Genomic DNA, 25,611 nt, shown 5'->3' with positions numbered 1-25,611 from the left:
GAAATTGCTCAAGGCAATGTAGGATCCATCCATCTTCAACCTACGAAATAGACTCTGCCCATCATATACCGGCACACAACGCCGCTATGGTGGGCAGTTCTTATTCCCATCCCTAAACATCATATGGAACCCTATCGTTAGGGTAGATTGGGTTCGCATTAAGCTTAAATGTTCACTTTATAAGACTTAACATTTGAACAACAAGCCGACCATCGCCGGTTAGCTTCGCTTCCCTGCTTCGGAGCTGAGATGAGCCGTCACCATCGAGAAAGATTCCATTCACAAGCTGGCCATCTCCGACAGTCTCCACTATCGCTTCACGGAACTCTGCCAAAGTACCCTTCGTCGTGCTAACAATCAAATATAAGTTACCGTCCAAGTCATATACTGCCGCTGACCGAAGACAGTAGGCAATCGGAAGTGGAGCACTCTCGGCTGTGATTTGATCTACCCATTGCTCCTCTCGATCGAGGCTCATGCTAATGCCTCCCTGCGCCCAGAATCGCGAGCGATCCGTTACCGCAAGCTCAGAGGCTTGACGCACGACCTGCACATTAAGCTGATCTAAACTCCCATCCCATACGAGTGTGCCTCTGGCATATTTGGCATTAGCCTCTCCGGCTCCATATTGACCTTTAGTGTCGTTAACGGGCTCATCGTTCATAACGGCAATACTAAGCAATGCATTTTCGTAGAAAAAACCACCGTTTATTCCGTAAAAGGGTGCCACAGTGACATTGTTATGTATGGACTCCAACCTGATATTAGAGGGTCGTGTGCGCAAATAATGTAGCTCCATACGATTAGAGGCCACCACTGTGCTATAAACATAATCGTGCGGCATATTTAATTCTTGGTCTTTAGAATTTCCATTATCGCTTCGAATCCAATAAACGACGAGAATAATTAACACCGCTAATATAAAGATGATAACTCCACTTATCCAAAGCTTAGTTCTATTTTTCTTGGTTAATATGGCCTCTAAGCCGTTCATCTTATCAGACTCCTAAACAACAATCTCTATTTTATTATATCAAACAAGTCCACCGGGACGTCCGGCCTATCATCCAATATGTGAAAACGACAGGAGCTACAGATTATGTGGCACAAAGTTCACAATATATTAGGAGGAGTAGATCCTCATTTTATGCTATTATTTCTATATCATAAATTTTAACATGTCAACGATGAAAGAGGGGATATTTACGTATGAGCAACGGCATGGATCTGTTCAAGGTGACGGGTGAATTGAAGAATAGCACATTTATTTTCCATGTTAGTCCATGGAAGCTGCTCATCGAGACAAATCGTTACTACGAAATAAAACCACAGGCCGGTGCTGTAAAAAGGATTTATAAGGAAAAGGTTAATGTCATTTCAGATGATATTAAGCACTATGCAGAAGGCTTTCTCTCCTGTTCGGCTTTTTGTAGGGAGGATAGCATTCCGGATATCCAACGAAATATCGTGCATCATTTGCAGACAACCCTTCATGCTTACCTGAATGACCTCCACTTGAACCAATCAGCTATCGATCAGCAATTGCTCCTGTTACGGAACAGACAGTTCGCCCAAATAAGTATTTAACCACTAGCACCAACCTAAAGGCGAGTAAAGCGTAGACTGAACATCTACGCTTTACTCGCCTTTTTAAATCAGACCGAATTCAAGAATTCTCTTAAGACTGTGACGACCAATGCGTGATCTTCTTCGCCAGGCAAACCCGACACAGATATCGTCCCGATAGGGCCAACATTCTTAATAAAGATAGGGAATGACCCACCTTCTGCTGCATATTCCATCGGATCTACGAACGCATTTTCTTGGATCGTGGTGTTCCATGACTTATACAAAACGTGCATATAATAAGAGCTATGTCCGAAATGATTAGCGACATTGATTTTACGCTGAATCCATCGATCATTATTAAGTCCAGTTCCCTCTAACTTCGCATGAAATAGCAATTGTCCATTCCTTCTAATATCAACAACGATTAATTTCTCCTCTTTCATCGCTCTTTCCAATATCGCATTCCCTAACTGAAGGGCCGTCTGATTTGTAAAAATATCAAACTGCAAATCTCTTTCCTGTTGAAGCAACTGCTCTAATAATGGCGCGTAATCTTCCAAATGAACACTTCCTTTTCGGATTTCACAACTTTTCCCATTATAGCTTTTTCGTGATTTTATGGATACATATGTTATTTTGTGTAGTTAATCCACTCAAATTTATGACAGTTAATTTAATTTGACAGTTACATTCAAATTTAATACACTGTCATTATGTGGTTGGGAAACAACCGGAAAAGGTGGATGATCACGATGATTACGAATGATTCACGCAAATGGTGGGTGCTCGGTGCATTAACCTTCGGTATTCTAGCGATTTCATTGGATATGACGATTCTCAATGTCGCTTTGCCGACGCTTGCATCGGATCTCAATGCTTCAACTAGCTCGCTGCAATGGATAGTCGCCTCGTATAACCTCATTCTTGCCGCTGTTCTACTTCCAGCAGGAATGCTTGGGGACAGCTACGGTCGGAAAAAGTATCTACTCGCCTCACTTGTCCTATTCGGTTTAGCTTCCGGCGGTTGTGCATTATCCGATTCTACAACCATGCTCATTGTAATGCGTTGCTTTCTTGGGTTAGGAGCCGCGTTTATTATGCCGCTGTCTATGTCTATCCTTCCCGTGTTATTTCACGGAGCGGAGCGTACTAAGGCTATGATGTTATGGGCAATGGCGAATATGTTCGGCATCCCACTAGGCCCCATTCTCGGCGGTTGGCTCCTGAAGCATTATTCATGGGGATCCGTATTTCTTATTAACATTCCACTCGTCGCGATTGCCCTTATCGCCGTCGGATTCCTGCTACCGGAATCTAGAAGTGAAAATCGACAACGCCTAGACGTCTTCGGTGTAATCACTTCCAGCCTAGGTCTAACAGGCATTACCTATGGAGTCATTCGTACAGGCGAACACAGTTGGTCGGAACCCATGGCGATTTCTTCAATGGTCGTTGGATTGCTCTTATTAATCGTGTTTACTGCCTGGCAAAGGCGAATCACCTATCCGCTGATCGATCTATCGTTGTTCCGCTCAGCGAGATTCACATGGGGAACTATACTTGCAACGATCGTAACCTTCGCCATATTCGGCTTAATGTTCGCTATGCCTCAATATTTTCAAGCAGTTCAAAGCGCAGACTCCCTTCAGACCGGACTTCGACTACTCCCGTTAATAGGTGGGCTGATCATCGGGGCTAAAGCAGCGCAAAGCTTACTTCCTAAGATGGGCACGAAGTGGATTGCCGCTCTAGGATTTGCACTGCTTGCTATTAGCTTAGCTATAGGAGCAGCTACGCATATGGACAGCAGCTACGGCTTTGCAGCCACTTGGATTACAATTAGCGGTCTCGGGCTCGGTATGGCGTTACCGACAGCAATGGACGCAGCACTAGGCGAGCTATCTGCTGAACGAAGTGGCGTAGGCTCAGCTCTCATTATGGCATGCCGTCTAGTTGGCGGCTCATTCGGCGTAGCCTTGCTCGGTGCTGCATTAAATGCAACCTATCGGTCAAACATTGATCTGACAGGCGTTCCAGATTTAGCTGCCGAATCTGTACAGCTAAGTGTGACAGCTGGCACTGCCATTGCAAAGCAGTTAGGCTCTGAACCGTTACTACAGTCCGTTCGATATGCTTTCGTCTCCGGTATGGATACGATGCTCTGGATTTGTGGCGGAATCGCGCTCATCGGTGTCGTCCTTACACTCATTTTTCTGCCGCGAGGTCTTGTCGCCTCGACCCCCGATCAAGTGAAGGAAATCGGACTGTAACATTGCCCGGTGCCCACAAAAACGGTACACTATGGTTAATAACTGTGTAGCGGGAGGCACTGACGTGTTGATAGACGAACTAGACGATCAACCCAAAATCGGGCTTCGCGAACGGAAAAAGATTAAAACCCGATCAACGATCCAGAAGAACGCGATTAGATTGTTCCAGCAAAAAGGGTATCAAGAAACGACAGTTGAGCAAATTGCCGAGGCGTCTGAGGTTTCACCGAGTACTCTCTTTCGTTATTTCCCAACGAAGGAATCGCTCGTCACAGAAGATGACTTCGATCCGATGTTGGTGGAATTGTTCCGCAAACAGCCAAAAGAGCTCAGTCCCATCCGAGCTTTTCGGCAAGCAGTTAGAGAAGGCTCAGCTCTTATCCCGCAAGAAGCTAGACAAGAGATTCGAGAAAGAATGGAACTCATCATGTCGATTCCTGAGCTTCGTGCAGCGAGTATGAGCCAGAACTCTGAAACGCTAGTCATGATTGCAGATCTGATCGCGGAAAGGACCGGACAGGATAGTGGAAACCTCGCTGTTCTCGCTTTTTCCGGTTCGATAGTGGGAGCCATCTTAGGAGCGCACACTTATTGTGTGCTGCACTCCGATGCGGATTATATCGATGTAATTGAGGCTGCTCTAGCTCATATCGAAGAGGGCTTTCAATAACAAAGAGGTGATACAGGGGGCTCCTGCATCACCTCTTTTGTTATTGCTAACCGGTTTAGTTGTTTACCACTCTTCACCGTTGTCGAAGTTGAATAACCATTCGGTTCCAAACTTATCCGTTAGGCTGCCATAACACTTGCTCCAATAGGTTTCTTGAAGCTCCATGCCTACTGTCCCGCCTTCCTTCAATTGATTAAATGCGGATTTGATTTCATCCACACTCTTGCTGACGAAGGCAAGGCTGACATTGTTCCCAACAACAAAAGGCATATCAGGAAAAGTATCGGAAAACATGACATTGCTTCCATTAATCATAAGTCGCGTGTGCATGACTAAATTTTTCGCTTCATCCGGAAGTGGATAATCTGGGTGGGCTGGAGTGTCACCAAAGGTCATGATCTTCGGCTCGGCAGTTCCAAAAACCCGTGCGTAAAACTGTACCACTTCACGACAGTTACCCTTAAAGTTCAAATACACATTTACAGACATTTGCCCACTCCCTAAATAAATAATAGATTTATCATCATCTTTCCAATCTATTCTATCATTCCAATATTCCTGCCCGATTATTCAATCGTCTTCGTTGTTAGGAGCATCTGAATCGGAAAATAACTCCCTTAATACTGACTTTCTATTTTCGAGGAAACGCCTTGTTATTATGTAATGTAGCGTGTCCTCATACCGAATTTCACCAACGGGTTGAACATCGAAGTTTAGAATCTGTGCATCGGGATATCCGAGGAGTATCGGAGAATGGGTTGCAATGATGAACTGCGCTTCCTGATCCAAATCCTTGATCACACGCATTAATGCCAATTGCCTTGCAGGGGATAAAGCCGCCTCCGGCTCGTCGAGTAAGTAAATCGCCTTTTTCCCAAACCGATGCTTGAAAAGCGACAAAAAAGCCTCCCCATGCGATTGTTCGTGTAAGGATCGTCCCCCATAATAAGGCAAGCTCTCAGGCAAGCTGTCCAGATGCGATGCAAAATGGTAAAAGGTTTCCGCCCTAAGAAAGAAGCCATTAGTAATCTTCGGCATCCATGATAATCGGACATGGTCACCTAGTATCGAACGAGATGCATCCACCTCATAGATGTTGTTCTTACCACCACCTGCTGTGTTAAACCCGCACTGATAAGCAATCGCCTCCAGAATGGTGGACTTTCCGGAACCATTTTCTCCAACAAAGAACGTAACATTCCTCTTGAATTCAAGGATATCTAGATGCTTAATTGCAGGAATAGTGAACGGATAAGAGTTAGGGTTACGCTCTGCTTTACTTAGAATCTCAACACTACGCAAAAACAATGTATCCACCCCAATTTTACAAGACAACAATCGATTGGATCTGCAAATCCTTTTCCTTACTCAAGTCATAGAACGTTTCATCGATCATTATTAACGGCTTCTCAACGCTGTGAGGATTGAGATATACAACTTCCCCCATTTGCCCATCCGTTAGCATTACCCGTTCACCAATTAATCGCTTCATGATGTTTTCTAGAAATATCGAAACGATATGCGGATTCAACTGACCAAACTTTTCTTGTCGCATTTGATTAACAATTTCATAAAATGGGATCGGGTCATGATAGGGGCGTTTGGAAGACATCGCATGAAAGATATCCGCAACGGCTACGATAGAGCTCAGCATGTCAATCTTGCCTTTAACAAGACCAAGTGGATAACCTTTACCATCATCACGCTCATGATGCTGTAATGCTATAAAAGCAATGCGTTGATTCAGACCTGTCGTTTCTTTGAGCATTTCATAACCAAAGATCGTATGCTTCTTCATCAAGTCGAACTCTTCTTTGGTCAGCTTTCCTGGCTTATTAAGGATCTCCTTGGGAATCTTAACTTTTCCAATATCATGTAAGACAGCCCCTAAGGATAGGATGGAAAGCTCTGATTCACTCAGATTCATCCAACGACCAATAAGCGTCGACAACACTCCAACACCTATGTTGTGTTGATAGGTGTAATCATCCTTTGCTTTTATCGCTTCAAACAACTCAAACAGATTCTCATTATTCGATATATCCTGAATGCTAGGTATAACCTCATTACGAATTTCCAATAACGGAACTTTACGAGACTCGATAATAGATTCAAACAGAAGCTTAGACTTCGCAACGACTTGCTGGACTAACGGATATGGATCATTTATTTCCACCTCAGCAGTGAGGAATAGGGAGTTGATATCTATCTTATGACTAAGTAATAGCCTGATGGAATCAGAGTTAATAACCGTGTGGGCAGGGATAATCGTCACACCATATGTATTTATAACATCGCTTTTTAATTTTTTTCCAATCAAGTTGTCCATTTCCATCCCCCTGTTGCCGTAGTTCTATTCTCCTATTCTACCATATTTTTCTTTACATACTTAATATTTAACGTTGTAGATAAGTAATATAAGGATTACTTCTTAGTCTTATTGTCACCCTCTGGTCGATTCATAACGGCAAGAGCGATATGGAAGACTAATCCTAAGAACAGACCCGTTCCTACTAGGATATATACCATCGTAAATATTTTACCGAGTGTCGTTTGGGGTTCGAAATGAGACGATCCCACCGTGCTTAGTGTCGTAACGCAAAAATAAAGCGCATCAAGTAGATCAAGTCCTTCTTCCTTCGTATAAAAAATCGTGCCCGAAACTAACATCAAGAGAATGAGGATGAACAGCACTTGGAAGTCCTTTTCTTTAAAAGCTCTTCGTAATCCTTTCAATAAACGCATTAGCGTAATCAGGAACGAGACCATCGCAAATTCTCCTGTCCAATATCGAATATGCTTTTCAACGTTCCCTTGTCTCTGGAAAAGTATACTCGACGAGCTCCTCGGTTCTTGGGGATTGATCGGTTAATTCGTAATTCGGTTACAATAGAAGAAAAAGGAGGAATGCATTATGGAAATTATTTATCATGGCCACTCATGCGTCCAACTCATTACGAATGGGAAATCGCTGCTCATCGATCCATTTCTGAGAGGCAATCCGATCGCAGTTACGGAGCCAGAAGACATCCGCACAGACTACATATTGCTCACCCATGCACACACAGACCACATCCTCGACGCCGAACCAATCGCCCGTGCGAACGATGCCACCATCGTGGCCACCTTCGAGCTTGCGAATTACATGTCCTGGAAAAACCTCAAAACAATCGACATGAACATCGGGGGTACAGTTGATCTGGGATTCGCCAAAGCGAAAATGATTCAAGCCTTCCATAGCTCGGGCATCTTTCTTGAAGAAGGCCAAATCATCTATGGCGGAATGCCTGCAGGGTATATCATTCAAGTTGAAGGATTAACGCTGCTACATGCTGGGGATACTGCACTCTTCTCAGATATGAAAATGATCGGCGACCGCCATCCGATCGACATCGCCTTCCTGCCAATTGGCGATCATTATACGATGGGTCCAGACGATGCCTTACAAGCAGCCGAGTGGTTCGGTGCTAAGCTAGTCATTCCCGTCCACTACGACACATTCACACCGATTCGACAGGACGCCGAAGCTTTCGTTAAGCGTATAGAAGGTCAAGGTCAACAAGGCCGAGTTCTCGCTCCAGGTGAGAAGCTTGAGATTACCGCAGGTGATATGTAAGTTAACCCCCGTCTTCGACAAGTGACAAAGATAGAGCCTCCACCCGCTTCATTACGGATTGGAGGCTCCTCTATTATTCCGCGACTACTTTTAAAGCAGCCACTTGACCTGGATAAGATTGATCGATCATTCCGGTCGTCCACACTTGCGCGTCCTTACCTACGAGTGCGGAATCGAAAATGTCCGTAGTTTCTTCTCCTTCAACAAACACCTTTCCGTCGTCCGTTAGACTTACCCAATAGGCAACCGGGTCGTCTGTGTTACCGTTCTTCTCTAGCTCATTGACAACAAGAATCCGGTTTCTTTCTGTGTTCACTTCAGTAATCTTTCCGATAACTCCAGCTTTCCCGTCACAGCATTTCCGGATGGAAATATCTATCGGGAACGGTTCACCGACTAGTTCAAATAAGCTTTGTTTAAAGGCTTCAATATCCGTTTCAGACAAGATTTGCTCGACATCACCGAAGCTGCGGACTTCCATCTTAACCGCTTCATCGGTAGAATACAGGGATTGAACGGCAATAGATTGCTGCCTACCTAATTCCTGCATATGTTCACTAAGCTTTTCATTAATCGCTTCCAATCCTTCCGCAGGTGGCGACGGGGGATCCTCTGGTTTGACTGATGCGACGGGTACGGGTGTGGGAGAAGGAGAATCGGTGGCATTACCAGAGCTTCCCTCCTGATTACAACCCGTTATCGCCAGTATAATCAACATCACTAAAAGTAGCTTCTTCATATGTCCCCCGTTAATAAGAGATGTGTGTCATCTGTCTTATAAACGGAAAATTTTCTCAAATGTTGCATGAAATTGCACATACATATGATCAGGCTGATTAGCCAAGCTCCGGTTGATGTTCAGGCTGCATCATAACAACAGAACCGTCATCAAGGCGAAGCCACGACTCCAGATCACGCTTGCCCTCCGTCAAACGGATAACTCGCGCACCTCGTGAAAAGCCCTCTTTGCCATAAGTACTAAACCCCGTTGCCCGTCCGTAATGTAGACGAATCCCGTACAGTTCTCCCCAGTAATCGTTGATATGATCGTGGCCACAAAATGTTGCCATCACATCTCCCTGCCCCAACATCGCCGAGAAGAAACCCGATTGTATTTGCGACGTACAAACATTCTCGTATTTATTTCCATAGCAAACTTCTCGATCCCACACGGTTTGGTATTCATGTAACGGAATATGAAAGAAAGCGAGCGCTGGTAAGGTTTTTCCCTCAGCCTGGTCTTTCCAATAACGGGATTGCTCTATGTACCATTGAATCTGATCCGGCTGAATCCAGTCATATCCGGAAACGAGAGGGTTCCCCGAATAATCTCCGGAGTCAAGGCAATAGAGTAAGGCGGCCGCTTGTTCATTGCTTGATCCCAGGACAGGAAGCACATAGTTACCCACGCCTTTAATGTGTTTAGGTCCAGGTTGGGCTAATGTATAGGAGTGCTTTAGCACTTCGTTCATCAATTCATTCCTTGTGATATCAACCTCGGTATCGTGATTGCCGAATACAACTCCCCATGGGATGCTACGTTCCTCGACTGCTGCAACGGCTTCCCCAAAAGCACGAATAGGATCATCGCAAAAAGCTGCCCCGTCCGAATGCTCGCCCGTATAAATGACATCTCCGGTAAACATGACAAAATCTGGTTGCTCTGTATCCAGCGTAAGCTCCATGAGAGCTCTGGATTGCAAGTCTAACTCCGATCCGTCCTTCCAGTGAATATCCGTGAACTGAACAATGGTAAACGTACCCTCTTTGCTAAAGCGAAGCTCCTTTGACATCCTTATCCATCCTTCTCTCACCCTATTTTCCCAACACAATATCACATGAACACACACATATTCAATATAATATATTAATGAATAGTTGCGATCTCGAATAAGGGGATATGAGCAATCTAACTGTTTAGAAGTTGTTCAGATGTTATCCACAACCTCTTCTGTGGATATTGTGGATAACATGCTAATAAGATTGTCGAATAGTGGGCGCATTCATTACACTTCATATTTACGAAGGAAAACGAAGAAACTCACTCGCCTCTCCAAAATCAATTACCAAATGTTACAATGTTTGTATATCAATAATTAGGAGGTGAACAGGTTGAATAGGTATGTACTTTATATCCTTGTAAGTATTGCGGGAATACTCATCCCGATAATCGGTTTATTATATGGACTCTGGGATATGAATCAGCCGAAAACAGGGCCAGTGGGGGAGGGTACGAAGGCAGGACCGACTCCTATTCAGCTATCTGTAATTATTGGCGCAATGCTATCAGGGGTTCTTAATCTATTTGTTGCGATCAAAAGATATTCGGATCATAGGAACTCACAGAAACACGACGATAAAAGCGAATAGCACACTAGAAAATGAAAAAAGAAAAAACGAGTGATGATGAAAGCTGCAACCACGGCGAAATGGTCCGTTGCCTCTTCCACACTCGTTCAAATGATCACTCTTGGATGGGATATGAAGCCCACCACTTACAGAGGAGCTTATGTACTCATTAGCAAGTCTTTCTCAAATCTAGAGCTTCCGTAAGCAAGAGCAATGTTAAGCCTTGCCCATACAAAGTCGGGAAGATCGGGACTTCATTATACGCCGCAACGCTATCGAGCACCGGAGTCCCTCCGGAGACGCCATCGACGGATCCGTTGTCATCAATCTTGGATACGATCGCATCTAGAGCCCTATCGGCGCATGCCATAGCTCTACTCGAATCAGGTATCAGTCCCATTCGGACCCCCTTGAACAATCCGTAAGCAATGCCAGCAGACCCCGAAGTTTCCTCGTAATAGTCAGGTTGATCCAACACAGTAGGCCATAGCCCGCTCACATTTTGTTTCAGCATGAGACCTTCCATTAATTTGACGTACCTCATCTTGATCTCGCTCTTTACCAAGGACTCTTCGCCATTGTCGATTTCGCCGCCTGCCAAGGCTTCCAGAATCATTGGAACGCCGCAAGCGTTCCATGCATTGGCCCGGTTCCAACGCGCAGCGGACATCCAATCTTCCGTTTCACAGTTCCAGCCGTGATAGAGCAATCCCGTCTCATCATCCTGTAGTGTACGCAAGTGCAGAAGAACTTGCTGCAAAGCCTCGTCCGCCATTCGCCGATTCGAGAGCATTATGGCTGCGCGAGCCAAGAACAGTACGGCCATGAAGATGGTATCCGCCCAGATCTGTTCGCGAAATGATGCCTTCTCAGTGACGGTGTGCTCGAAAGCACCGTTCCTCGTTCGGGGAGACTGATCCATCATCCAATTTGCGATTTCTTCAACCTTTGCCACATAGCTCGGGTTTGCCTTCTTCTCAAGCAATAACGGGAAGATGGCATAGGGAGCCATCGAATTGATAACTTTAACGGAGTCCGACTGCCACATGTTCCGTTTTACCCAATCTTCTGCTTCTTGGATCGCCCACTCTTCTCCCAACACTGTTCCGTACTCCGCGGCTGCGATGATTCCCACTCCCGAATTCCAATCCCAACGATTGATATTCATCGCCCAGTCTGTCCACTCATGGTTTCCCCACTGTGCCTGCTCCCCGTGCATTATAAATCGATAGACTCGGAGCGCCGCTCCCTCCAATTTGCTCTTATCCATTCGAGATTCTCCTCTCCGAAATGGCCAAATGCCTCTATACGCTTTAAATGCTGATTGCGAAATCTGGAGTGGCGTACACTACGAGATATCCCTATTAGGCCAGTGTTAAATCAAGACTCCAAGAAAAACTGAATAGTGCGGTCGCCTGACCCCGGAAGATGCTCATGACCGAAATCCGGGTAAATAACTACTTGCTTAGTTGCGGTCATCTTATTGTAAGCAGCGAATTGTGTGGAAGGAGGGCATACTGTATCCATAAGACCAACAAACATCAGTACTTCCCCACGAATCCGACTTGCTAGATGTTGGAGATCAATATAGCCTAGCTTAGTAAAAATCTCATCCTCTCGCTCATGCAACGGATCGAAGTGGCGGAAGTACGTCCGCAGCTCCTGATAGGCATCCTTATCCAGATCCATCTCCCAAGTCCGTTTATAGTCGCACAAGAACGGAAACAAAGGTGCCAGTTTCTTCACCCTCGGCTCAAGTGCCGCACATGCAATCGTTAATCCACCGCCCTGCGAACCTCCAGCAGCATAGACGCGTTCAGGATCTACTTCGGGTAATCCCAGCGCGATACCCGCAAGCTGTGCTGTATCCAAATAAATATGCCTGAATAATAGGTTATCGGGATGGTCGTCGAGACCACGAATAATGTGGCCCTGGTACGTATTTCCTTTCACCCCACCTACATCCTCTGACAAGCCACCTTGACCGCGGCAATCCATAGCCAATACGGAGAAACCAAGTGAAGCGTATGCCAGTTTATCATTCCAGTCGCCTGCATTTCCCGAATACCCATGAAACAATACGACTGCGGGATGCGGCTCGGCTATATTTTTCGGACGAACGTATTTTGCATGAATACGCGCACCGCGAACTCCCGTAAAATAGAGATCAAAGCATTCCGCTTGCGGTGTCTGAAATAGACTCGGAACAAGCTCCACTTGCGGATCTACCGCACGTAGCTCAGCAATCGCCCGGTCCCAGTAGGCATCGAAATCTGCCGGACGCGGATTTATTCCCTGATACTCTTTAAGCTGCTCAAGTGGCATATCAACTAACGGCATTCATAAACATCCCTTTCAACATTGAGTATGTGAATTTAGAAATTGCGTATCCACATCGTATCATAATGAAAGCGCTTGATGAAGCTACAAATTGGATTAAAATAGAAAAGTATACGAGGAGTGCATTGTACTTATCACTTTTACTCTTGCATCTTCGTATCGTCGGTTTTTTCAATTAGCTGAGCAGATAAGGAACCTTTTACAAGCTGTGTTGTCTAATCTATCGAGGTGAACAGGATGGCGTACGATTATCTGAAATACGTAACTAGCATACAATCCGCTTCACTGAACGAATTGATGCGAGATCATGGGCAGGATGTATGGAATTATGCCTTCTTATTGACCAAAAACCACCACACTTCTGACGATATCGTACAGGAGGTGTTTTTGCAGGCATTTATGCATATTTCCTCCTTCCGAGGTCAATCCTCTGTGCGAACCTGGCTTTTCTCCATTACGAGAAACACAGCCATCAACCATAAGAAATCTGCATTTATCCGCAAGGTAACACTACTCGACTTCCTCTACCCCGCTCCAAGCGCTCCATCCGCAGAGGAGCATTACATGGAACGTACTTATGCGGACTCCATTTGGTTGTTAGTCATGAAGCTTCCACCAAAATACCGAGAGGTTCTCATCCTCGATGCTCATTATGAAATGCCTCAGGCGGAGATCGCATTACTGCTGCGAATATCCATAGGTACCGTAAAGTCCCGGTTGCATAGAGCACGCTCTAAAATGAAGTCGTACCTGGAGGAGGTGGAGCGCCATGAACAATCATAAACCGGAGTGGTATACGCGACTGAAGAAGGGGCCATTCGATAAACCGATTTTCGATTCCGAAATGCAGCAGGAGGTGGAAGCTCGGACGAGTCTGGGAAAGTCGAATAATCGTAAAAGACGTCTGAATCCATGGGCAGTGGCAGTTGTGACGTTGGTTTTCCTAACTCTTGTATTCATTCTAATTCCTTCGCCGGACCAGTCCCTCGTCTCTTCACCTCCGGCGAATGTTAATGCCAACGAACCCACTATGTCCGAATATGTGATAGATCACCTGCAAGCCCTGATGTCAGAAGATGAGGTTAAACAAGCTTTCGGCAATAACTATCAAGCACAGTCTACTCGTAGAGATTTCTCCCAAGATCATAAGGAGGATCCGAACGACATGTCGACTTGGAGCTCCGTCGATATATGGCGTTTCGACTTTGGGGTTCATGAAGGTTATGGAGTGACTCAAGCTGACGGAACGAAGGATCAAGAGGGCGCGTTTGATCTCACTGGAATCCGCAATCGAAATATCGAATCGCAGTTGGTCATCTATTGGAAAGACAGGAGAGTGGAACGCGCCATTTTCAAATCGATGAACATTGAAGGCGACATCGATACCCTTCAAATCGGACCCGGAGTCGAAGAAGCCCCACCCACAGATCCACCTGCCTCTGACGTTCCGCAGATCGACCCTTCATTAGCTACGCCTAACGAAGGGATTCGAGCGAGTAGCGTGACCTCTAAGGGGATTCTGCAGTTGCGCCCTCTTAAGGACGGAAATGAAACAATCGAGCCTTTAGGTGCACCAAGCTGCCTTGGTCAGGAGACAGATATTCAATTCACGGGTGACTATGAGCTTTATTTCAATGATAATTCTGGTAATGAAACCCTGATACAAGAGTTCAAGCAGTTGGAGATGATCCAACCTGCGAGCACATTCATCCCGCTTATGAAGCTGAATTTAACAGAGATCGAGTTGTATTTGCTCATTCCGCGCTATACGGACTGCCATGCCTTGGAATTCTATGCTTATGGGATCAACAAAGAGTCCGGTGAGGTGTCGAGCCTTACTTTCCTCAATGATGAGGTCATCTCACCCTATTGGACGACATCACCTGTAAATCTACCTCAAGTCATCGATGGAAAACTTGTTGTTGAAGGTGGCCGAGGAGCTGGTATGGATGGTGCTACCCGGTATGTCTACGTTCCTGATCTTGCGAAAAATCAGCTAGTGCTGGAAAGCAAAGAGCAAATCCCTTAATTTCCAGCACATCCGCTTAAGAACCATGTTTGCCCCATCGCCAAAGTCCACATTAAACCGCTGGCAGCGGTCTAATTGACCGATAATCTTGAAAGAGCAGGCCCTAAACCGCTGGCAGCGGCTTAAGAATCAATAGCAAAAGAAGCCGAGCAGCATCAGAAACGGATATCTGAAGCCCGCTCGGCTTTTCGTTATTGTTTGAACTTAAATTTGAACTGAGAATACCCCAACTGTCTACTTAACCTCAGTTACTATCGAGCTCTTATCGATATTTTCTAAGCTATAGCTTTGTATAGTCCACTTATTTTCTTCAAATCGATAACTCGTCTCTAGTATAGCAAGAGAATTCAGCTGTAAATTTCCAAACCAGATTAATCTCTTCGTTGTTAAGATATTGTTCTGAATAGCAATTGATGAAATGGGATCCACATTGACAGGACTCGTCTGGGTTAATAAATTCGGAGCTAATTGTTTCAAATGGTCTGTGGTCAATTGTATCGTCCATTGTCGCTTATCTTGAACCGAGGTCATCCTAAAATCATTGCTAGCTGAACGAAAGGCTACAATATAGTTTGAATTCACTTCATCTGGTAAAGGCGCTTCAACATACTGATCATTGTCTTTCACATATAGATGAAGAACATGAACACCTAAACCGCCATTTGCATGCTCATCCGTCTCTAATACAATGTCAGGGTGCCCGTCTCCCGTAATGTCCTCCACATGGATTTGAACGGGATTCATAATGTTATACCCTTCGACAACAAACTTCTGGAGCAGCTTTCCGTTAGCATCCCAGATTCCTAAATAACCGGTATAATCCTGCTCTGGTATCAGAGGTAAATTGATAAGCGCGATTGTAGCCTCCCCCGCGGAGCCTAATAGAGCTGCTTTCTTGCTTATTTTAATCTCAGCCTCTTGTTCAATCGTTATGCCCTCTACCACATGTGTTTGTGAAGTATTCTGAGAAGTAACCCAAGTGGGTATCAAGCTTCTTAAGTGCTCTTCATTAACTATGATAATAATTAATGCCATTACGATCACAGCCAGGCTTCCAGCCCACATGGTATACCGCTTATAAATACTCCTTCGCTTCCCTAGGCGTTTCTCTACAAGTGCCATCCATTCTATGTTCGAGCTCTCACTTAAAAGTGGAGGGGTTTGTAGCTCAATTTCCCACTGACTCTTACTTTTCTCCATAGAATGCATCCTCTCTTCCTTTATACTTTTCATTCACCTGTTTTCTAGCTCTATGCAGCCTCACCTTTACTGCCGATTCAGAAATCTGTAGCGTAACAGCTATCTCTGCTATGGATAACTGATGATGCGCAAAAAGTGTAATCACTTCCCGAAGCTTAATAGGCAAACTCAAAACGGCCTTCCAAGCTTCATTTAGATCTCGTTTCTCGAAGTACTCATTCTCAGCCGAATGTCTGCTTCCTCTATCCCGTATATAATCCACAAGCGTCACCTTACGTATGAAAGCTGATCTTCGATAATCAACTGCAAGGTTTCGGGTGATCGAAAACAACCAAGTTTTCACAGAGGATTGTGCGCGGAACGTATCAAGTTTATCGAATACTTTCACGAATACGTCTTGTCTGATGTCATCTGCAAGGTTTCGTTGGCGTGTTAATGAAAAAGCAAAATTCCATACGTCTTGTCCGTACTGCACCATTAAAAGATGTAATATTTTGTTTTTGTCATAACCGCTCGACATGTACTTCATATATTCCAAATCCATCCTGCTTCCCCCTCATGAATTAGACGTTTGAATGAGATTAGGGTTACATTTAAAAGATAATCAAAAAAAGAAGCTGTCCCCTGAGTTGGTTGAACTGGTTGAACTGGTTGAACTGTGACCCGTAAGATGGACAGTTTGAAAAAAGTGCCTTGGCAGTCCGGGAAGTTGAGTTTGGCGAGGACGAAGGCCAAAAAAGTGCCTTGGAAGTCCGAGAAATTGAGTTTGACGGGGACGAAGGCCAAAAAAGTGCCTTGGAAGTCCGGGAAGTTGAGTTTGGCTGGGACGAAGGCCAAAAAAGTGCCTTGGCAGTCCGAGAAGTTGAGTTTGGCGGGGACGAAGGCCAAAAAAGTGCCTTGGCAGTCCGGGAAGTTGAGTTTGGCGAGGACGAAGGCCAAAAAAGTGCCTTTATTCCCCTTACAACATGGAACTTAAGCAGTAACCATTTGTCCAGCTCATAAGCCGGCGTATAGCAAGATCGGGCGCGAATCATTCGAAATAACCGCACAAATTTGATGAGGCTGACGCAGAAAGTCTGAATAGACCTTCTACATCAGCCCCTTTAGTGAGCAGTTCTATATACGACTACACTTCATTTTAGGGAACCGTAATACTCAGTAAAAATATCTGAGAACGCTTCTGCCGAAAGCAAGCTCTCCTCTAGTGTATTGTTCACGCTCCCGATTTCCAATAATAGGCTGCCTGGCGAGATAGATTGATTGTACTCCCCATTCCCTTTGCTTTTGGTAAGCACCCCGCGAGACAATCCGGGATATTTCTTGTTTAGACGTTCACTCAACGCTGTCGCTAATTTTTTGTTTTCCGCATAATTAGGATGAGCGGTTCCGATAACGAACAGAATACGTGCATAATCTTTACCTTTTATCTTAACCGTCGTATCCTTACGAGGAACGTTAGCGTCACGATGAATATCGAAAAAATAAGTCAAAGAAGGATGGGCTGCCTTCGCCTTGTTGACGGCTTTACGAGACTCTGAATAGGAGAGAGAATAGTTCAAATTTTGCACCTTGAGCTTATCAGCAAAATCGTCTTGTCCTACTAAGGTTGGGATTCCTCTCTTCTGTAGAGCCTCTCCCAAGCGCTTACCTACCAAACTAATGTTCTTAATAGGATCGTCGAAGGATGAGCCTTTCGTATTGCTTGCAACGTTTTTCCATGATTCTCTATTGTGAGTCTGATAGATGTACACTTTATTTTGCGATTGTTGTTCAGTGGAGTTGGTTTTTACGATCCAGCTGGCGACGTATGCGTTATCCCCACTTGGGAGCAATACTTGGTACCATTCCCCTTCCGTACCCACGATCTGAAACGAATCGCCCAGCTTAGCCTTGGCGACAATCTCATAATCCGTCCCTGGACCGATTCGCAAATTAGTGTTCTCAACGATATGAGCAAACTGAATAGGAATATCCAGGTTTACAACCCAACTGGCGACATACGCAGTTTCGCCACTCGGCAAAGGTATGTTATACCAATCTCCCTCCGCACCTACGACTGGAAATGAGTCGCCTGGCTTGGCTTTGCCCACAACTTCATGATCTATCCCCGGACCGCTTCGCAAATTCGTCGTGTCTACGATATTTACAACCGCTCCTACTAGATTTTGCGCTTTCTGTTCTATCAGATCCTTTGGATCGCTCGAATCGATCTGATCTATCGGATCGTTCTGTTTATTATCTAAGCTAACATTGGTATTGGTTATTGGTGGTTTCGTTGTCGTAGCCCCATATGCAAGATCGAATCCAACACATAGAAGCAAAGCGAGAGCGGTTCCGCTCACTAATGTTTTACGTAGGAACAATGCAGTCTCTCTCCCATGTCAAATCGTATTTCTTAACAAGATTCGACATGGTTTGAGGGAAAACCTGCTATTAAACTGAAATTCTATAGTCGATGCTTCTGCGGGTGGATTCCGCTGTATTTTTTGAACGCTTTGCTAAAATAATGCGGATCGTCATATCCGACCTTCTCCGCGATTTCGAGAATTTTCAGATCAGTTGATTTGAGTAAGTTTTTGGCATGCTCCATGCGGACCTTCGTAATATACTCGGAGATAGTTTCTCCTGTATCCTGTTTAAAGATCATACTGAGATAGTTCGGAGTCAGATAGATTTCTTGAGATATTTTGACGACGCTAATGTCACCACTATATTTCTGATCAATAATATCTTTAATCTTTCGGATGACCTTAGCGCTCTTCTGATTGTACTTTTTCGAGAAGAACTGGGCGATAAGAATAAATAGATTCGACATATAGCTCTTGAGGTCAGCGATATTTTCCTTTCTGTATATGGCATCTAGAACGACAGAACGCTCATCCGCGATACTATCCATACTTTCCCCAAGACCTTGAACGGTTCTAGATGCGATGCAGGCCATTTCGAAGCACACGCCCTGCACGTAATCCACGGTCATAGTATTACCGGAACAAAGATAGTCGAATATGCCATTAATCGTCTCCGTGACCCCTTCCACGTCCCCGAGTTTGATATAACCCATTAAGCGGTTTTCATTCTCGTATAAATCGGAGGGAATGATACCCTCGTTAGGAGTATCGTTCAAGATATCAATGTCGCTAATATCCAGGATCGAGTTATGACCCGTATAGAATTTGTACTGCAAGGCTGATCGTGCGTCTTCCAAGGAAGTATGAACCAACGAAATCTTGTCGATCGGTCTTCCTATTCCGATAGATACGGATATTCTTAAGAAGTTTTTCAAACATAAAGCGATTTCTGCACATATTTCGGTATATTTCCTATTCGTGAGTGCGCTTTGATGATAGATCTGAACGAATTCATTCTCGCTCATACTGAAGCTTATTCCCGATTTGTAGTTCGTAATAATTTCCTCGATGATATTGGTTACGCCAAAGTTTAATAGCTGCTTATCCTCCTCGGACATCTTCTCGATTCGATTCTCGTAGTCGTCAATTTGCAGTGAGGATACCAGAAGGCTTTCGTCCGACTGTATAGGAATTTGGAAATATTCTAATTTATTGTGAATTGAGGTTTCGTTAATATATACGCCGCTAGCCAAGTTCCTTAGAAAGTTATTTCTAATTAGCGGAAAATGTTCGTGAATCTGCTCCTTTAGCTTCGTCATCTCCGATTGTTGCTTTCGTTCAAGCTTAATTCGGTTTACTACTTTTCTAATCACTTCATTAAGCTCGTCAACAATTACCGGTTTTAATACATAGCCTTCCGCCTTAATATCAAGCGCGGTTTTGGCATAATTGAAATCCTGGGCACCGCTGATAAGAACAACTCGGATATCACTCCCCTGCTCCTCCAGCTTCATAGCCACCTCCAGCCCGTCCATTAAGGGCATACGAATATCGGTAAAGAGAATGTCGGGATGAAGCTCCTGACATAGATCATAGGCTTCCTGTCCATCCCTAGCTTCGGCGATGACTTCTATCCCCAAATCATTCCAACGCACTATGTTTTTCAATCCCTGCCTGACGATGGATTCATCATCCGCTATGATCATGGTTAACATATAATCCCTCCATTGTTTTGACTGCGGGAAACCTCGCGATGACCGTAATGCCTGAATCCTCGTTACTGCAGAATTGGATTCCGAACTCGCTCCCGAAATAATGCTTTATTCTTTCGTTCACGTTTTTCAAAGCAAAAGAGGTGGAATGACTCCGATTGTCCACGATAGAGTTCAGTTCTTCGATATCAGCACCAGCCCCGTTATCACTAATTCGTATTTCAATAATGGAGTCGCTTTTAGTGCCCGTTATCGCGATCATTCCTTTGCCTCGTATCTTATTGATGCCATGCAAAATCGCATTTTCTACGATTGGCTGTAGAATAAGTTTTACAGTCAAATTATCGAGGATGTCACTAGAAAAGTGGATCGAATAGTCCAATTTCTCCTGAAAGCGAATTTTTTGGATGATTAAATAGCTTTCCACCTGTAGCTTTTCTTCCCGTAATGAAATGATCGTTTCACCCTTGCTCAGGCTATATCTGAAAAAGTTGGACAGCGAAGTGACCATGGTGCTTATCCTTGTCGCATTAAGCTCTAATGCCATCCAATTCACGGAATCCAGCGTGTTGTACAGGAAATGAGGGTTTATCTGAGCTTGCAAAGCCTTAAGCTCTGCTTCCTTCTTCATAACCTCACTCACATAGAGCTTATCGATGAGCTCTTTAATATCGTGAACCATCTTCGTGTAGGAATGAAATAGATACGCAAACTCGTCATTTCTTTTGTATTCTAAGGTAATATCGAAATTCCCGCGTTGCACAACTCTCATAGATTTAACCAGCTTGCGAATCGGATAGGAAATATTCTCTGAGAGGAACAGGGCCATCAATAAGGCCAAAATTCCGCAAGTTACAATAACTGTATAGATGACCTTCTTGAAGGAAATCAATTCTCCGTTCAATTCATTCATGGGAGTTAAAGAAACGAGTGTCCAGTTTAACGGTTCTATTCTTTCATAGGCTGCGAGGATATTATCATGCTTGTTCGGTTCGAATACGGTTCCTAACAAAGAATCGTCGGAGCTTATTATGATTGATTTGTTGTCGTCTATGATAAAGGTTGAGCTGCCAATCGTCGGTTTGGATTTGTCTAGGATGGTATTAAAATAGTCAGCTCCAATATCAACGGTAAGCACTCCGCTGAATTTAATGCTCATGTCATCAAGTCCAAATAACCGCTTTGCAATTTTTATCGTTTTAATTCTAACGGAGGAAACGATCACCTCATCCAACCCTACAATCGTATACTCCGCCCTGTTAGGCAGAGACTGATACCATTTCTCCTTCTCAATCATACTGAGGTCGGATACCTTATTCGTAAAGCTATGCAGTAAATATTCTGGTCGGTTAAACAGGTAGATTCTAGGGAGCAATAGATCTTGTGCGTTATTCATTACAGTATAATTTGATAGCAACTTGTCCATATTCGACATCTCGCTAATGATTCCAGTAGTATCGCTCGGGCGTTGTGACGATAGAATGCGAATGAGATCGCTATTCAGATAGATTTCGGAGGAGGTGTTATTAACTGCCTGAAACTTTTGCGTAATGCTTGAAGCAATGATATTTAACTTTTCTTCCAGAGAGGAATTGATCTTATGGGTAATAATATCCGTCGATTTATTGTATATTGTTACCGAAATAATCGAGGTGGGTAGCAGGATAAGAAAGATAAAATATAAAAGTAACCTACTTCTGATGCTGATCGTAAAAAAAATCCGATTAAAGAATGTTGTCTTCAGCCCTCCAGACGGCATTATGGCTCTCTCTCCTTTTTGCGAAAATAGCGGTGGTTAAAAAAAGAGAACCCAACTAGAACTTGGCTTAAAAAGAATAATATAGATCGTTTGCTGTTTAATATATAATACAATAACAACCAAAACGCAACATGAAATGAATAGAATCACTAGAGGTGAGAGAATGAGAAGCAACCGCCAATGGCTCGTTGTCATATTTATATTATTAACGCTGCTAGCCTGTTTAGGAGTCGGATGTAGCAAAGGCGAGTTGTACAAAGAAGAAGCACCCGTGCAGCCACAAGCGTCCATAGACTCGCAACCCGCTAAGATTCATATTCAATTTGCCCAATGGTCAGTTCCTTCAACAAAATTTGTAGAAGAAGCGATCACTAAATTCAATGAGAATAACAAGTCAAATATTCAAATCGATTTACTAAATATCCCTCTTGATCGATACATTGAAACTCTGAACAAACTGAATGCATCCGGAAGTGGCCCTGATGTGTTCGAGCTACCAAGGGAATGGCTAAACAGCTACATCACTAAAGACTGGGTAACCGATCTTTCCCCCAAGATAAGTCCTGCGTTTTTATCTTCCTTTCCCGACTGGGCCGTAAACTCCTCAAGAGAACTCTTAGACAGCCAAAATGGCATGTATTCCCTTCCTTCCAATCAACTGACTTACAGGCTCATATACAATAAGGATTTATTTAGAGAATCAGGCTTAGACCCCGACTCTCCACCCAAGACCTTCTCCGAATTGGTGAAAGCAGCCCAAATCATTAGCAACAAAGAAATCGGTAGAAGCAAATATGGCATTGCGATGCCCATGGGAGAAGTATGGATGGACTTCGTTCAGCCTATGGAGGCCTTAAACAGCTACAGTGGAGTTCACTTTTACGACTTTAAGGCAGGAAAATATGATTTAACCGTATATAAGCCATGGCTCATAACCATTAAAGAGCTCATTGAAAAAGGCGGCGTCTTCCCGGGCATGGAGAACATGAAGATCAGTCAAGCCATGGCTCAATTTGCGGATGGTAATATCGGTATGATGATCGCCTCCAGCTGGCAAGCTTCCCTGCTCTTTGACCAATTCGCTCCGAAGAGCGATTGGGGTGTTGCCCTACCTCCGGCGATAGACGATGTGAGATTAGGAAAAGGTGCGATTAAAATCGATACGGCAGGTTGGCAGGTTGTCAACTCGGGGACTCTTTATCCGGAAGAGGCAGCGAAGGTGTGGGAATTTCTCTACTCCGATGAATACATTGGACATTTATTCGCCCAAAGTAGCATGATTCCAGTCATTAGCAGTCAAGCGAATGACCTAGACAATCTAACGGATACTTCTCATTTCCGACAGTTTTTTCCTGGTACCCACGATTCCATCTACCCTAATACGCCGCTTATCTTAGAAGAATGGTCACGCAAGAAAATCTATCTGGAAGCTCTCGCCGGAAACCAAGACGATCCATCGATGCTCGAGGAAAGTAATCGTCTGAATACACTACTTGATGTTGCAGTGACATCCAAGACGATAAATATTAACGATTACTATTTTCCTAACTTTAATCCGCTAACGCCTATGGATCGGAAATGAATCTGTCGAGGAATCCCTTCCACAATACGCGAATGGCACGATCGTTTAAGCGATCGTGCCATTCGCGTATTGTGGGATAGCCTTGTCTCACTGTGTAAAAAGAACATAGAATTTTACACTCCCCTATAGATGAGTCCATTTACCCTAGCAAGGATAAAAACCATAATAAAAAAAGTAAAGCAATCACAGAGAGAGGAAGTTACAATGATGCTCAGACTCCACGGGCGAAGGAAATCAAAGTCCTTTTTGTATGAATTGAACAAGAACAAAACTTTATTTATTATGTTGATCCCTGTACTCATTGTTTTACTAATCAATAATTACCTTCCAATGTTTGGTGTGATATTGGCCTTCAAAGATTTCAAAATGACTTCCGGGAACTTTATTACCAGCTTGTTGTCGAGCGAATGGGTCGGGTTTAGAAATTTCGAATTTTTTCTCAAAACGACCTATGGCTTTACGATTACTCGCAACACCATCTTATTCAATCTCCTTTTTATTATCCTGACACTAGTCACTGCCGTTCCCACTGCAATCATGCTTAACGAGTTAAAGAATCGCAAGCTCGCCAAATTTTATCAGACAGCCATGTTTTTACCCCAGTTCATGTCGTGGGTCGTCGTTTCTTTCCTTGCTTTCGCATTCTTCAGTGTTGACGTCGGATTTATTAATAAATTCATTGTCGAGCCGCTGGGGTTCGAAGCAATTCAATGGTATTCAGAGCCTAAATACTGGATCTATATCCTCCCGTTGGTCACCATATGGAAAACACTAGGGTTTAACACTATTATCTATTTCGCGGGAATAGCTGGCATCGATACTGAATTATACGAAGCAGCTGTTATCGACGGAGCTAATAAGTGGAAACAAGCCATTAAGATCACGATTCCTTTGTTAACGCCCTTAATGGTTATTTTAACTCTGTTATCTATTGGAAAAATATTTTTCGCTGACTTCGGACTGTTCTTTCAAGTCACTCAGAATTCAGGTGCATTATATCCGGTTACCCTTGTCATTGACACCTATGTGTTCAACGCCTTAAGAGTCATGGGCGATCCTAGCATGTCGACCGCAGTTGGACTGTATCAGGCTGTCGTGGGCTTAGTGCTCGTTCTTGGAGCTAATCTCGTTGTCAAAAAGATAAACAAGGATCATGTGCTGTTCTAAAAATTCGTATGAGGTGAACCTCCAATGGCTTCGGTCGCTAAAAAAAAATCAAATATTCATAATCAAATCTCCTCTCCGACGAATATTTTCTTTCATATTATCTTTGCTATATTCGTAGCCTTATGCCTTGGTCCGCTAATTCTGATCTTCATGATATCCATCACGGACGAGAGCACGTTATCTACGAACGGCTACAGCTTTTTCCCAAAGGAATTCAGCTTTCAAGCCTATCAGTATATTTTTAGCGACACGCAGCAGATCATTAGATCCTATGGAGTTTCATTATTCATAACGATTGCTGGGACCCTTCTCAGCGTGTTCATAATCGCTCTATATGCCTACGTGATATCAAGAAAGGAATTTAAATACAGAGGCTTCTTCTCCTTCTTGGTATTTTTCACTATGTTGTTTAACGGCGGACTCGTCCCGACGTTCATGATCTATTCCAATCTCTTAGATTGGAGCGATACGATACTTATTCTGATCTTCCCACTGCTCGTATCGCCTATGTATGTCATAATCATGAAAACATTCTTTTCTACCAGCATACCCGATTCTCTCGTGGAAGCCGCGAAGATCGACGGTGCAGGAGAATGGAGAATATTCTTCTCTATTATTCTAAGACTTTCGACGCCAGCTTTGGCAACGATCGGCTTATTCAATACTCTTCATTATTGGAATGACTGGTTTACCGCGCTCATGTACATCTCGAACGACAAATTAATACCATTGCAATTCCTTCTGTATCGAGTTCAATCCACGCTGGAATATTTAATTCAGATATCATCGCAAACCGGACAGGGAGCGATGACGATAGCCGATCTTCCAGGGCAAAGCGCGAGAATGGCATTATGTATTGTTACGATAGGACCCATCATTTTAAGCTATCCGTTTTTTCAGAAGTATTTTGTCAAAGGTTTGACGATAGGCGCAATTAAGGGCTAATCCCTTTTAGAAGCTGTGTACAGGTTTCTAAAAGGTTAGTAAATAAATATTTAAT

At 43.9% G+C, this 25,611-nt stretch carries 26 protein-coding genes; 11 read left to right on the top strand and 15 right to left on the bottom strand.

Annotated elements, in window-relative coordinates; all coding sequences use genetic code 11:
* Window positions 1-172: 172 nt before the first annotated feature.
* Window positions 173-994, bottom strand: coding sequence for a hypothetical protein (locus M1K58_RS25265; protein WP_256761664.1), 822 nt, complete (start codon window positions 992-994; stop codon window positions 173-175).
* 215 nt (window positions 995-1,209) lie between these two features.
* Between M1K58_RS25265 and M1K58_RS25260 the strand changes: the two genes are divergently transcribed.
* Window positions 1,210-1,587 (top strand): hypothetical protein, encoded by a 378-nt coding sequence (locus M1K58_RS25260; protein WP_256761663.1) that lies wholly within the window; start codon window positions 1,210-1,212, stop codon window positions 1,585-1,587.
* A 68-nt stretch (window positions 1,588-1,655) separates the two neighbouring features.
* Here M1K58_RS25260 and M1K58_RS25255 read toward each other — a convergent pair whose 3' ends face one another.
* Window positions 1,656-2,129: a heme-degrading domain-containing protein gene (locus M1K58_RS25255; protein ID WP_256761662.1), complete on the bottom strand. Its 474-nt coding sequence runs from the start codon at window positions 2,127-2,129 to the stop codon at window positions 1,656-1,658.
* 192 nt (window positions 2,130-2,321) lie between these two features.
* Here M1K58_RS25255 and M1K58_RS25250 point away from each other — a divergent pair, with 192 nt between their 5' ends.
* Both M1K58_RS25250 and M1K58_RS25245 read left to right on the top strand, forming a co-directional pair.
* Window positions 2,322-3,839 carry an MFS transporter gene (locus M1K58_RS25250; protein ID WP_256761661.1) on the top strand — a complete coding sequence of 506 codons (1,518 nt, stop codon included), beginning with the start codon at window positions 2,322-2,324 and terminating at the stop codon, window positions 3,837-3,839.
* A gap of 64 nt (window positions 3,840-3,903) precedes the next feature.
* Window positions 3,904-4,509: an acyl-CoA-like ligand-binding transcription factor gene (locus M1K58_RS25245; RefSeq protein WP_256761660.1), complete on the top strand. Its 606-nt coding sequence runs from the start codon at window positions 3,904-3,906 to the stop codon at window positions 4,507-4,509.
* A gap of 63 nt (window positions 4,510-4,572) precedes the next feature.
* Here the strand turns inward: M1K58_RS25245 and M1K58_RS25240 are convergent, their stop codons facing one another.
* The 4 genes from M1K58_RS25240 to M1K58_RS25225 form a co-directional block, all read right to left on the bottom strand.
* Complete coding sequence (locus M1K58_RS25240) at window positions 4,573-4,998, bottom strand: VOC family protein (RefSeq protein WP_256761659.1); 426 nt, start codon at window positions 4,996-4,998, stop codon at window positions 4,573-4,575.
* A gap of 81 nt (window positions 4,999-5,079) precedes the next feature.
* Complete coding sequence (locus M1K58_RS25235) at window positions 5,080-5,817, bottom strand: AAA family ATPase (RefSeq protein ID WP_256761658.1); 738 nt, start codon at window positions 5,815-5,817, stop codon at window positions 5,080-5,082.
* Between the two features lie 16 nt (window positions 5,818-5,833).
* Window positions 5,834-6,838: an HD-GYP domain-containing protein gene (locus M1K58_RS25230; protein WP_256761657.1), complete on the bottom strand. Its 1,005-nt coding sequence runs from the start codon at window positions 6,836-6,838 to the stop codon at window positions 5,834-5,836.
* Between the two features lie 95 nt (window positions 6,839-6,933).
* Window positions 6,934-7,278 carry a potassium channel family protein gene (locus M1K58_RS25225; protein WP_256761656.1) on the bottom strand — a complete coding sequence of 115 codons (345 nt, stop codon included), beginning with the start codon at window positions 7,276-7,278 and terminating at the stop codon, window positions 6,934-6,936.
* Window positions 7,279-7,423: 145 nt separating this feature from the next.
* Here M1K58_RS25225 and M1K58_RS25220 point away from each other — a divergent pair, with 145 nt between their 5' ends.
* A complete protein-coding gene (locus M1K58_RS25220; RefSeq protein WP_256761655.1) occupies window positions 7,424-8,125 on the top strand; it encodes a metal-dependent hydrolase in 702 nt (233 codons plus the stop codon).
* Between the two features lie 73 nt (window positions 8,126-8,198).
* On the opposite strand, the gene M1K58_RS25215 is transcribed toward M1K58_RS25220, so the two are convergent.
* Together M1K58_RS25215 and M1K58_RS25210 are read right to left on the bottom strand one after the other, a co-directional pair.
* Window positions 8,199-8,864 carry a hypothetical protein gene (locus M1K58_RS25215; protein WP_256761654.1) on the bottom strand — a complete coding sequence of 222 codons (666 nt, stop codon included), beginning with the start codon at window positions 8,862-8,864 and terminating at the stop codon, window positions 8,199-8,201.
* Window positions 8,865-8,961: 97 nt separating this feature from the next.
* The gene (locus tag M1K58_RS25210; protein ID WP_256761653.1) at window positions 8,962-9,918 is read right to left on the bottom strand and encodes a metallophosphoesterase family protein; all 957 of its coding nucleotides are present in this window, start codon (window positions 9,916-9,918) and stop codon (window positions 8,962-8,964) included.
* A gap of 319 nt (window positions 9,919-10,237) precedes the next feature.
* On the opposite strand from M1K58_RS25210, the gene M1K58_RS25205 reads away from it, so the two are divergent.
* Complete coding sequence (locus M1K58_RS25205) at window positions 10,238-10,495, top strand: hypothetical protein (RefSeq protein WP_256761652.1); 258 nt, start codon at window positions 10,238-10,240, stop codon at window positions 10,493-10,495.
* A 148-nt stretch (window positions 10,496-10,643) separates the two neighbouring features.
* On the opposite strand, the gene M1K58_RS25200 is transcribed toward M1K58_RS25205, so the two are convergent.
* Window positions 10,644-11,744, bottom strand: coding sequence for a glycoside hydrolase family 88 protein (locus M1K58_RS25200; RefSeq protein WP_256761651.1), 1,101 nt, complete (start codon window positions 11,742-11,744; stop codon window positions 10,644-10,646).
* A 110-nt stretch (window positions 11,745-11,854) separates the two neighbouring features.
* Window positions 11,855-12,814: an alpha/beta fold hydrolase gene (locus M1K58_RS25195; RefSeq protein ID WP_256761650.1), complete on the bottom strand. Its 960-nt coding sequence runs from the start codon at window positions 12,812-12,814 to the stop codon at window positions 11,855-11,857.
* A 237-nt stretch (window positions 12,815-13,051) separates the two neighbouring features.
* On the opposite strand from M1K58_RS25195, the gene M1K58_RS25190 reads away from it, so the two are divergent.
* Both M1K58_RS25190 and M1K58_RS25185 read left to right on the top strand, forming a co-directional pair.
* A complete protein-coding gene (locus M1K58_RS25190) occupies window positions 13,052-13,597 on the top strand; it encodes an RNA polymerase sigma factor (protein ID WP_256761649.1) in 546 nt (181 codons plus the stop codon).
* Window positions 13,584-14,843: a hypothetical protein gene (locus M1K58_RS25185; RefSeq protein ID WP_256761648.1), complete on the top strand. Its 1,260-nt coding sequence runs from the start codon at window positions 13,584-13,586 to the stop codon at window positions 14,841-14,843. The genes M1K58_RS25190 and M1K58_RS25185 overlap by 14 nt, the downstream gene beginning before the upstream one ends.
* A gap of 234 nt (window positions 14,844-15,077) precedes the next feature.
* Here M1K58_RS25185 and M1K58_RS25180 read toward each other — a convergent pair whose 3' ends face one another.
* Window positions 15,078-16,043, bottom strand: coding sequence for a VCBS repeat-containing protein (locus tag M1K58_RS25180; protein WP_256761647.1), 966 nt, complete (start codon window positions 16,041-16,043; stop codon window positions 15,078-15,080).
* Entirely contained in the window at window positions 16,030-16,587 is a 558-nt protein-coding gene (locus M1K58_RS25175) for a sigma-70 family RNA polymerase sigma factor (RefSeq protein WP_256761646.1), read from the bottom strand. Before M1K58_RS25175 ends, M1K58_RS25180 begins: the two co-directional genes overlap by 14 nt.
* A 149-nt stretch (window positions 16,588-16,736) precedes the next feature.
* Here M1K58_RS25175 and M1K58_RS25170 point away from each other — a divergent pair, with 149 nt between their 5' ends.
* A complete protein-coding gene (locus tag M1K58_RS25170; protein ID WP_256761645.1) occupies window positions 16,737-17,045 on the top strand; it encodes a hypothetical protein in 309 nt (102 codons plus the stop codon).
* Window positions 17,046-17,176: 131 nt separating this feature from the next.
* On the opposite strand, the gene spoIIP is transcribed toward M1K58_RS25170, so the two are convergent.
* The 3 genes from spoIIP to M1K58_RS25155 all read right to left on the bottom strand — a co-directional run bounded on the left by spoIIP (window position 17,177) and on the right by M1K58_RS25155 (window position 21,862).
* Window positions 17,177-18,406, bottom strand: a complete 1,230-nt coding sequence (gene spoIIP, locus M1K58_RS25165; RefSeq protein WP_256761644.1) for a stage II sporulation protein P — start codon at window positions 18,404-18,406, stop codon at window positions 17,177-17,179.
* A gap of 83 nt (window positions 18,407-18,489) precedes the next feature.
* On the bottom strand, window positions 18,490-20,106 hold the full coding sequence (locus M1K58_RS25160) for a response regulator transcription factor (RefSeq protein ID WP_256761643.1): 1,617 nt from the start codon (window positions 20,104-20,106) through the stop codon (window positions 18,490-18,492).
* Window positions 20,081-21,862, bottom strand: coding sequence for a sensor histidine kinase (locus M1K58_RS25155; RefSeq protein ID WP_256761642.1), 1,782 nt, complete (start codon window positions 21,860-21,862; stop codon window positions 20,081-20,083). The genes M1K58_RS25160 and M1K58_RS25155 overlap by 26 nt, the downstream gene beginning before the upstream one ends.
* 163 nt (window positions 21,863-22,025) lie before the next feature.
* On the opposite strand from M1K58_RS25155, the gene M1K58_RS25150 reads away from it, so the two are divergent.
* The 3 genes from M1K58_RS25150 (at window position 22,026) to M1K58_RS25140 (ending at window position 25,556) form a co-directional block, all read left to right on the top strand.
* Window positions 22,026-23,444, top strand: coding sequence for an ABC transporter substrate-binding protein (locus M1K58_RS25150; protein WP_256761641.1), 1,419 nt, complete (start codon window positions 22,026-22,028; stop codon window positions 23,442-23,444).
* A gap of 204 nt (window positions 23,445-23,648) precedes the next feature.
* Window positions 23,649-24,611, top strand: a complete 963-nt coding sequence (locus M1K58_RS25145) for an ABC transporter permease (protein WP_256761640.1) — start codon at window positions 23,649-23,651, stop codon at window positions 24,609-24,611.
* A gap of 24 nt (window positions 24,612-24,635) precedes the next feature.
* Complete coding sequence (locus M1K58_RS25140; RefSeq protein WP_256761639.1) at window positions 24,636-25,556, top strand: carbohydrate ABC transporter permease; 921 nt, start codon at window positions 24,636-24,638, stop codon at window positions 25,554-25,556.
* Window positions 25,557-25,611: the final 55 nt, after the last annotated feature.

This window comes from Cohnella sp. WQ 127256 (assembly GCF_024519285.1).
Lineage (GTDB): Bacteria > Bacillota > Bacilli > Paenibacillales > Paenibacillaceae > Cohnella.
Note: the sequence above shows the minus strand (reverse complement) of the source record. Positions and strands in the feature narration are given on the sequence as shown.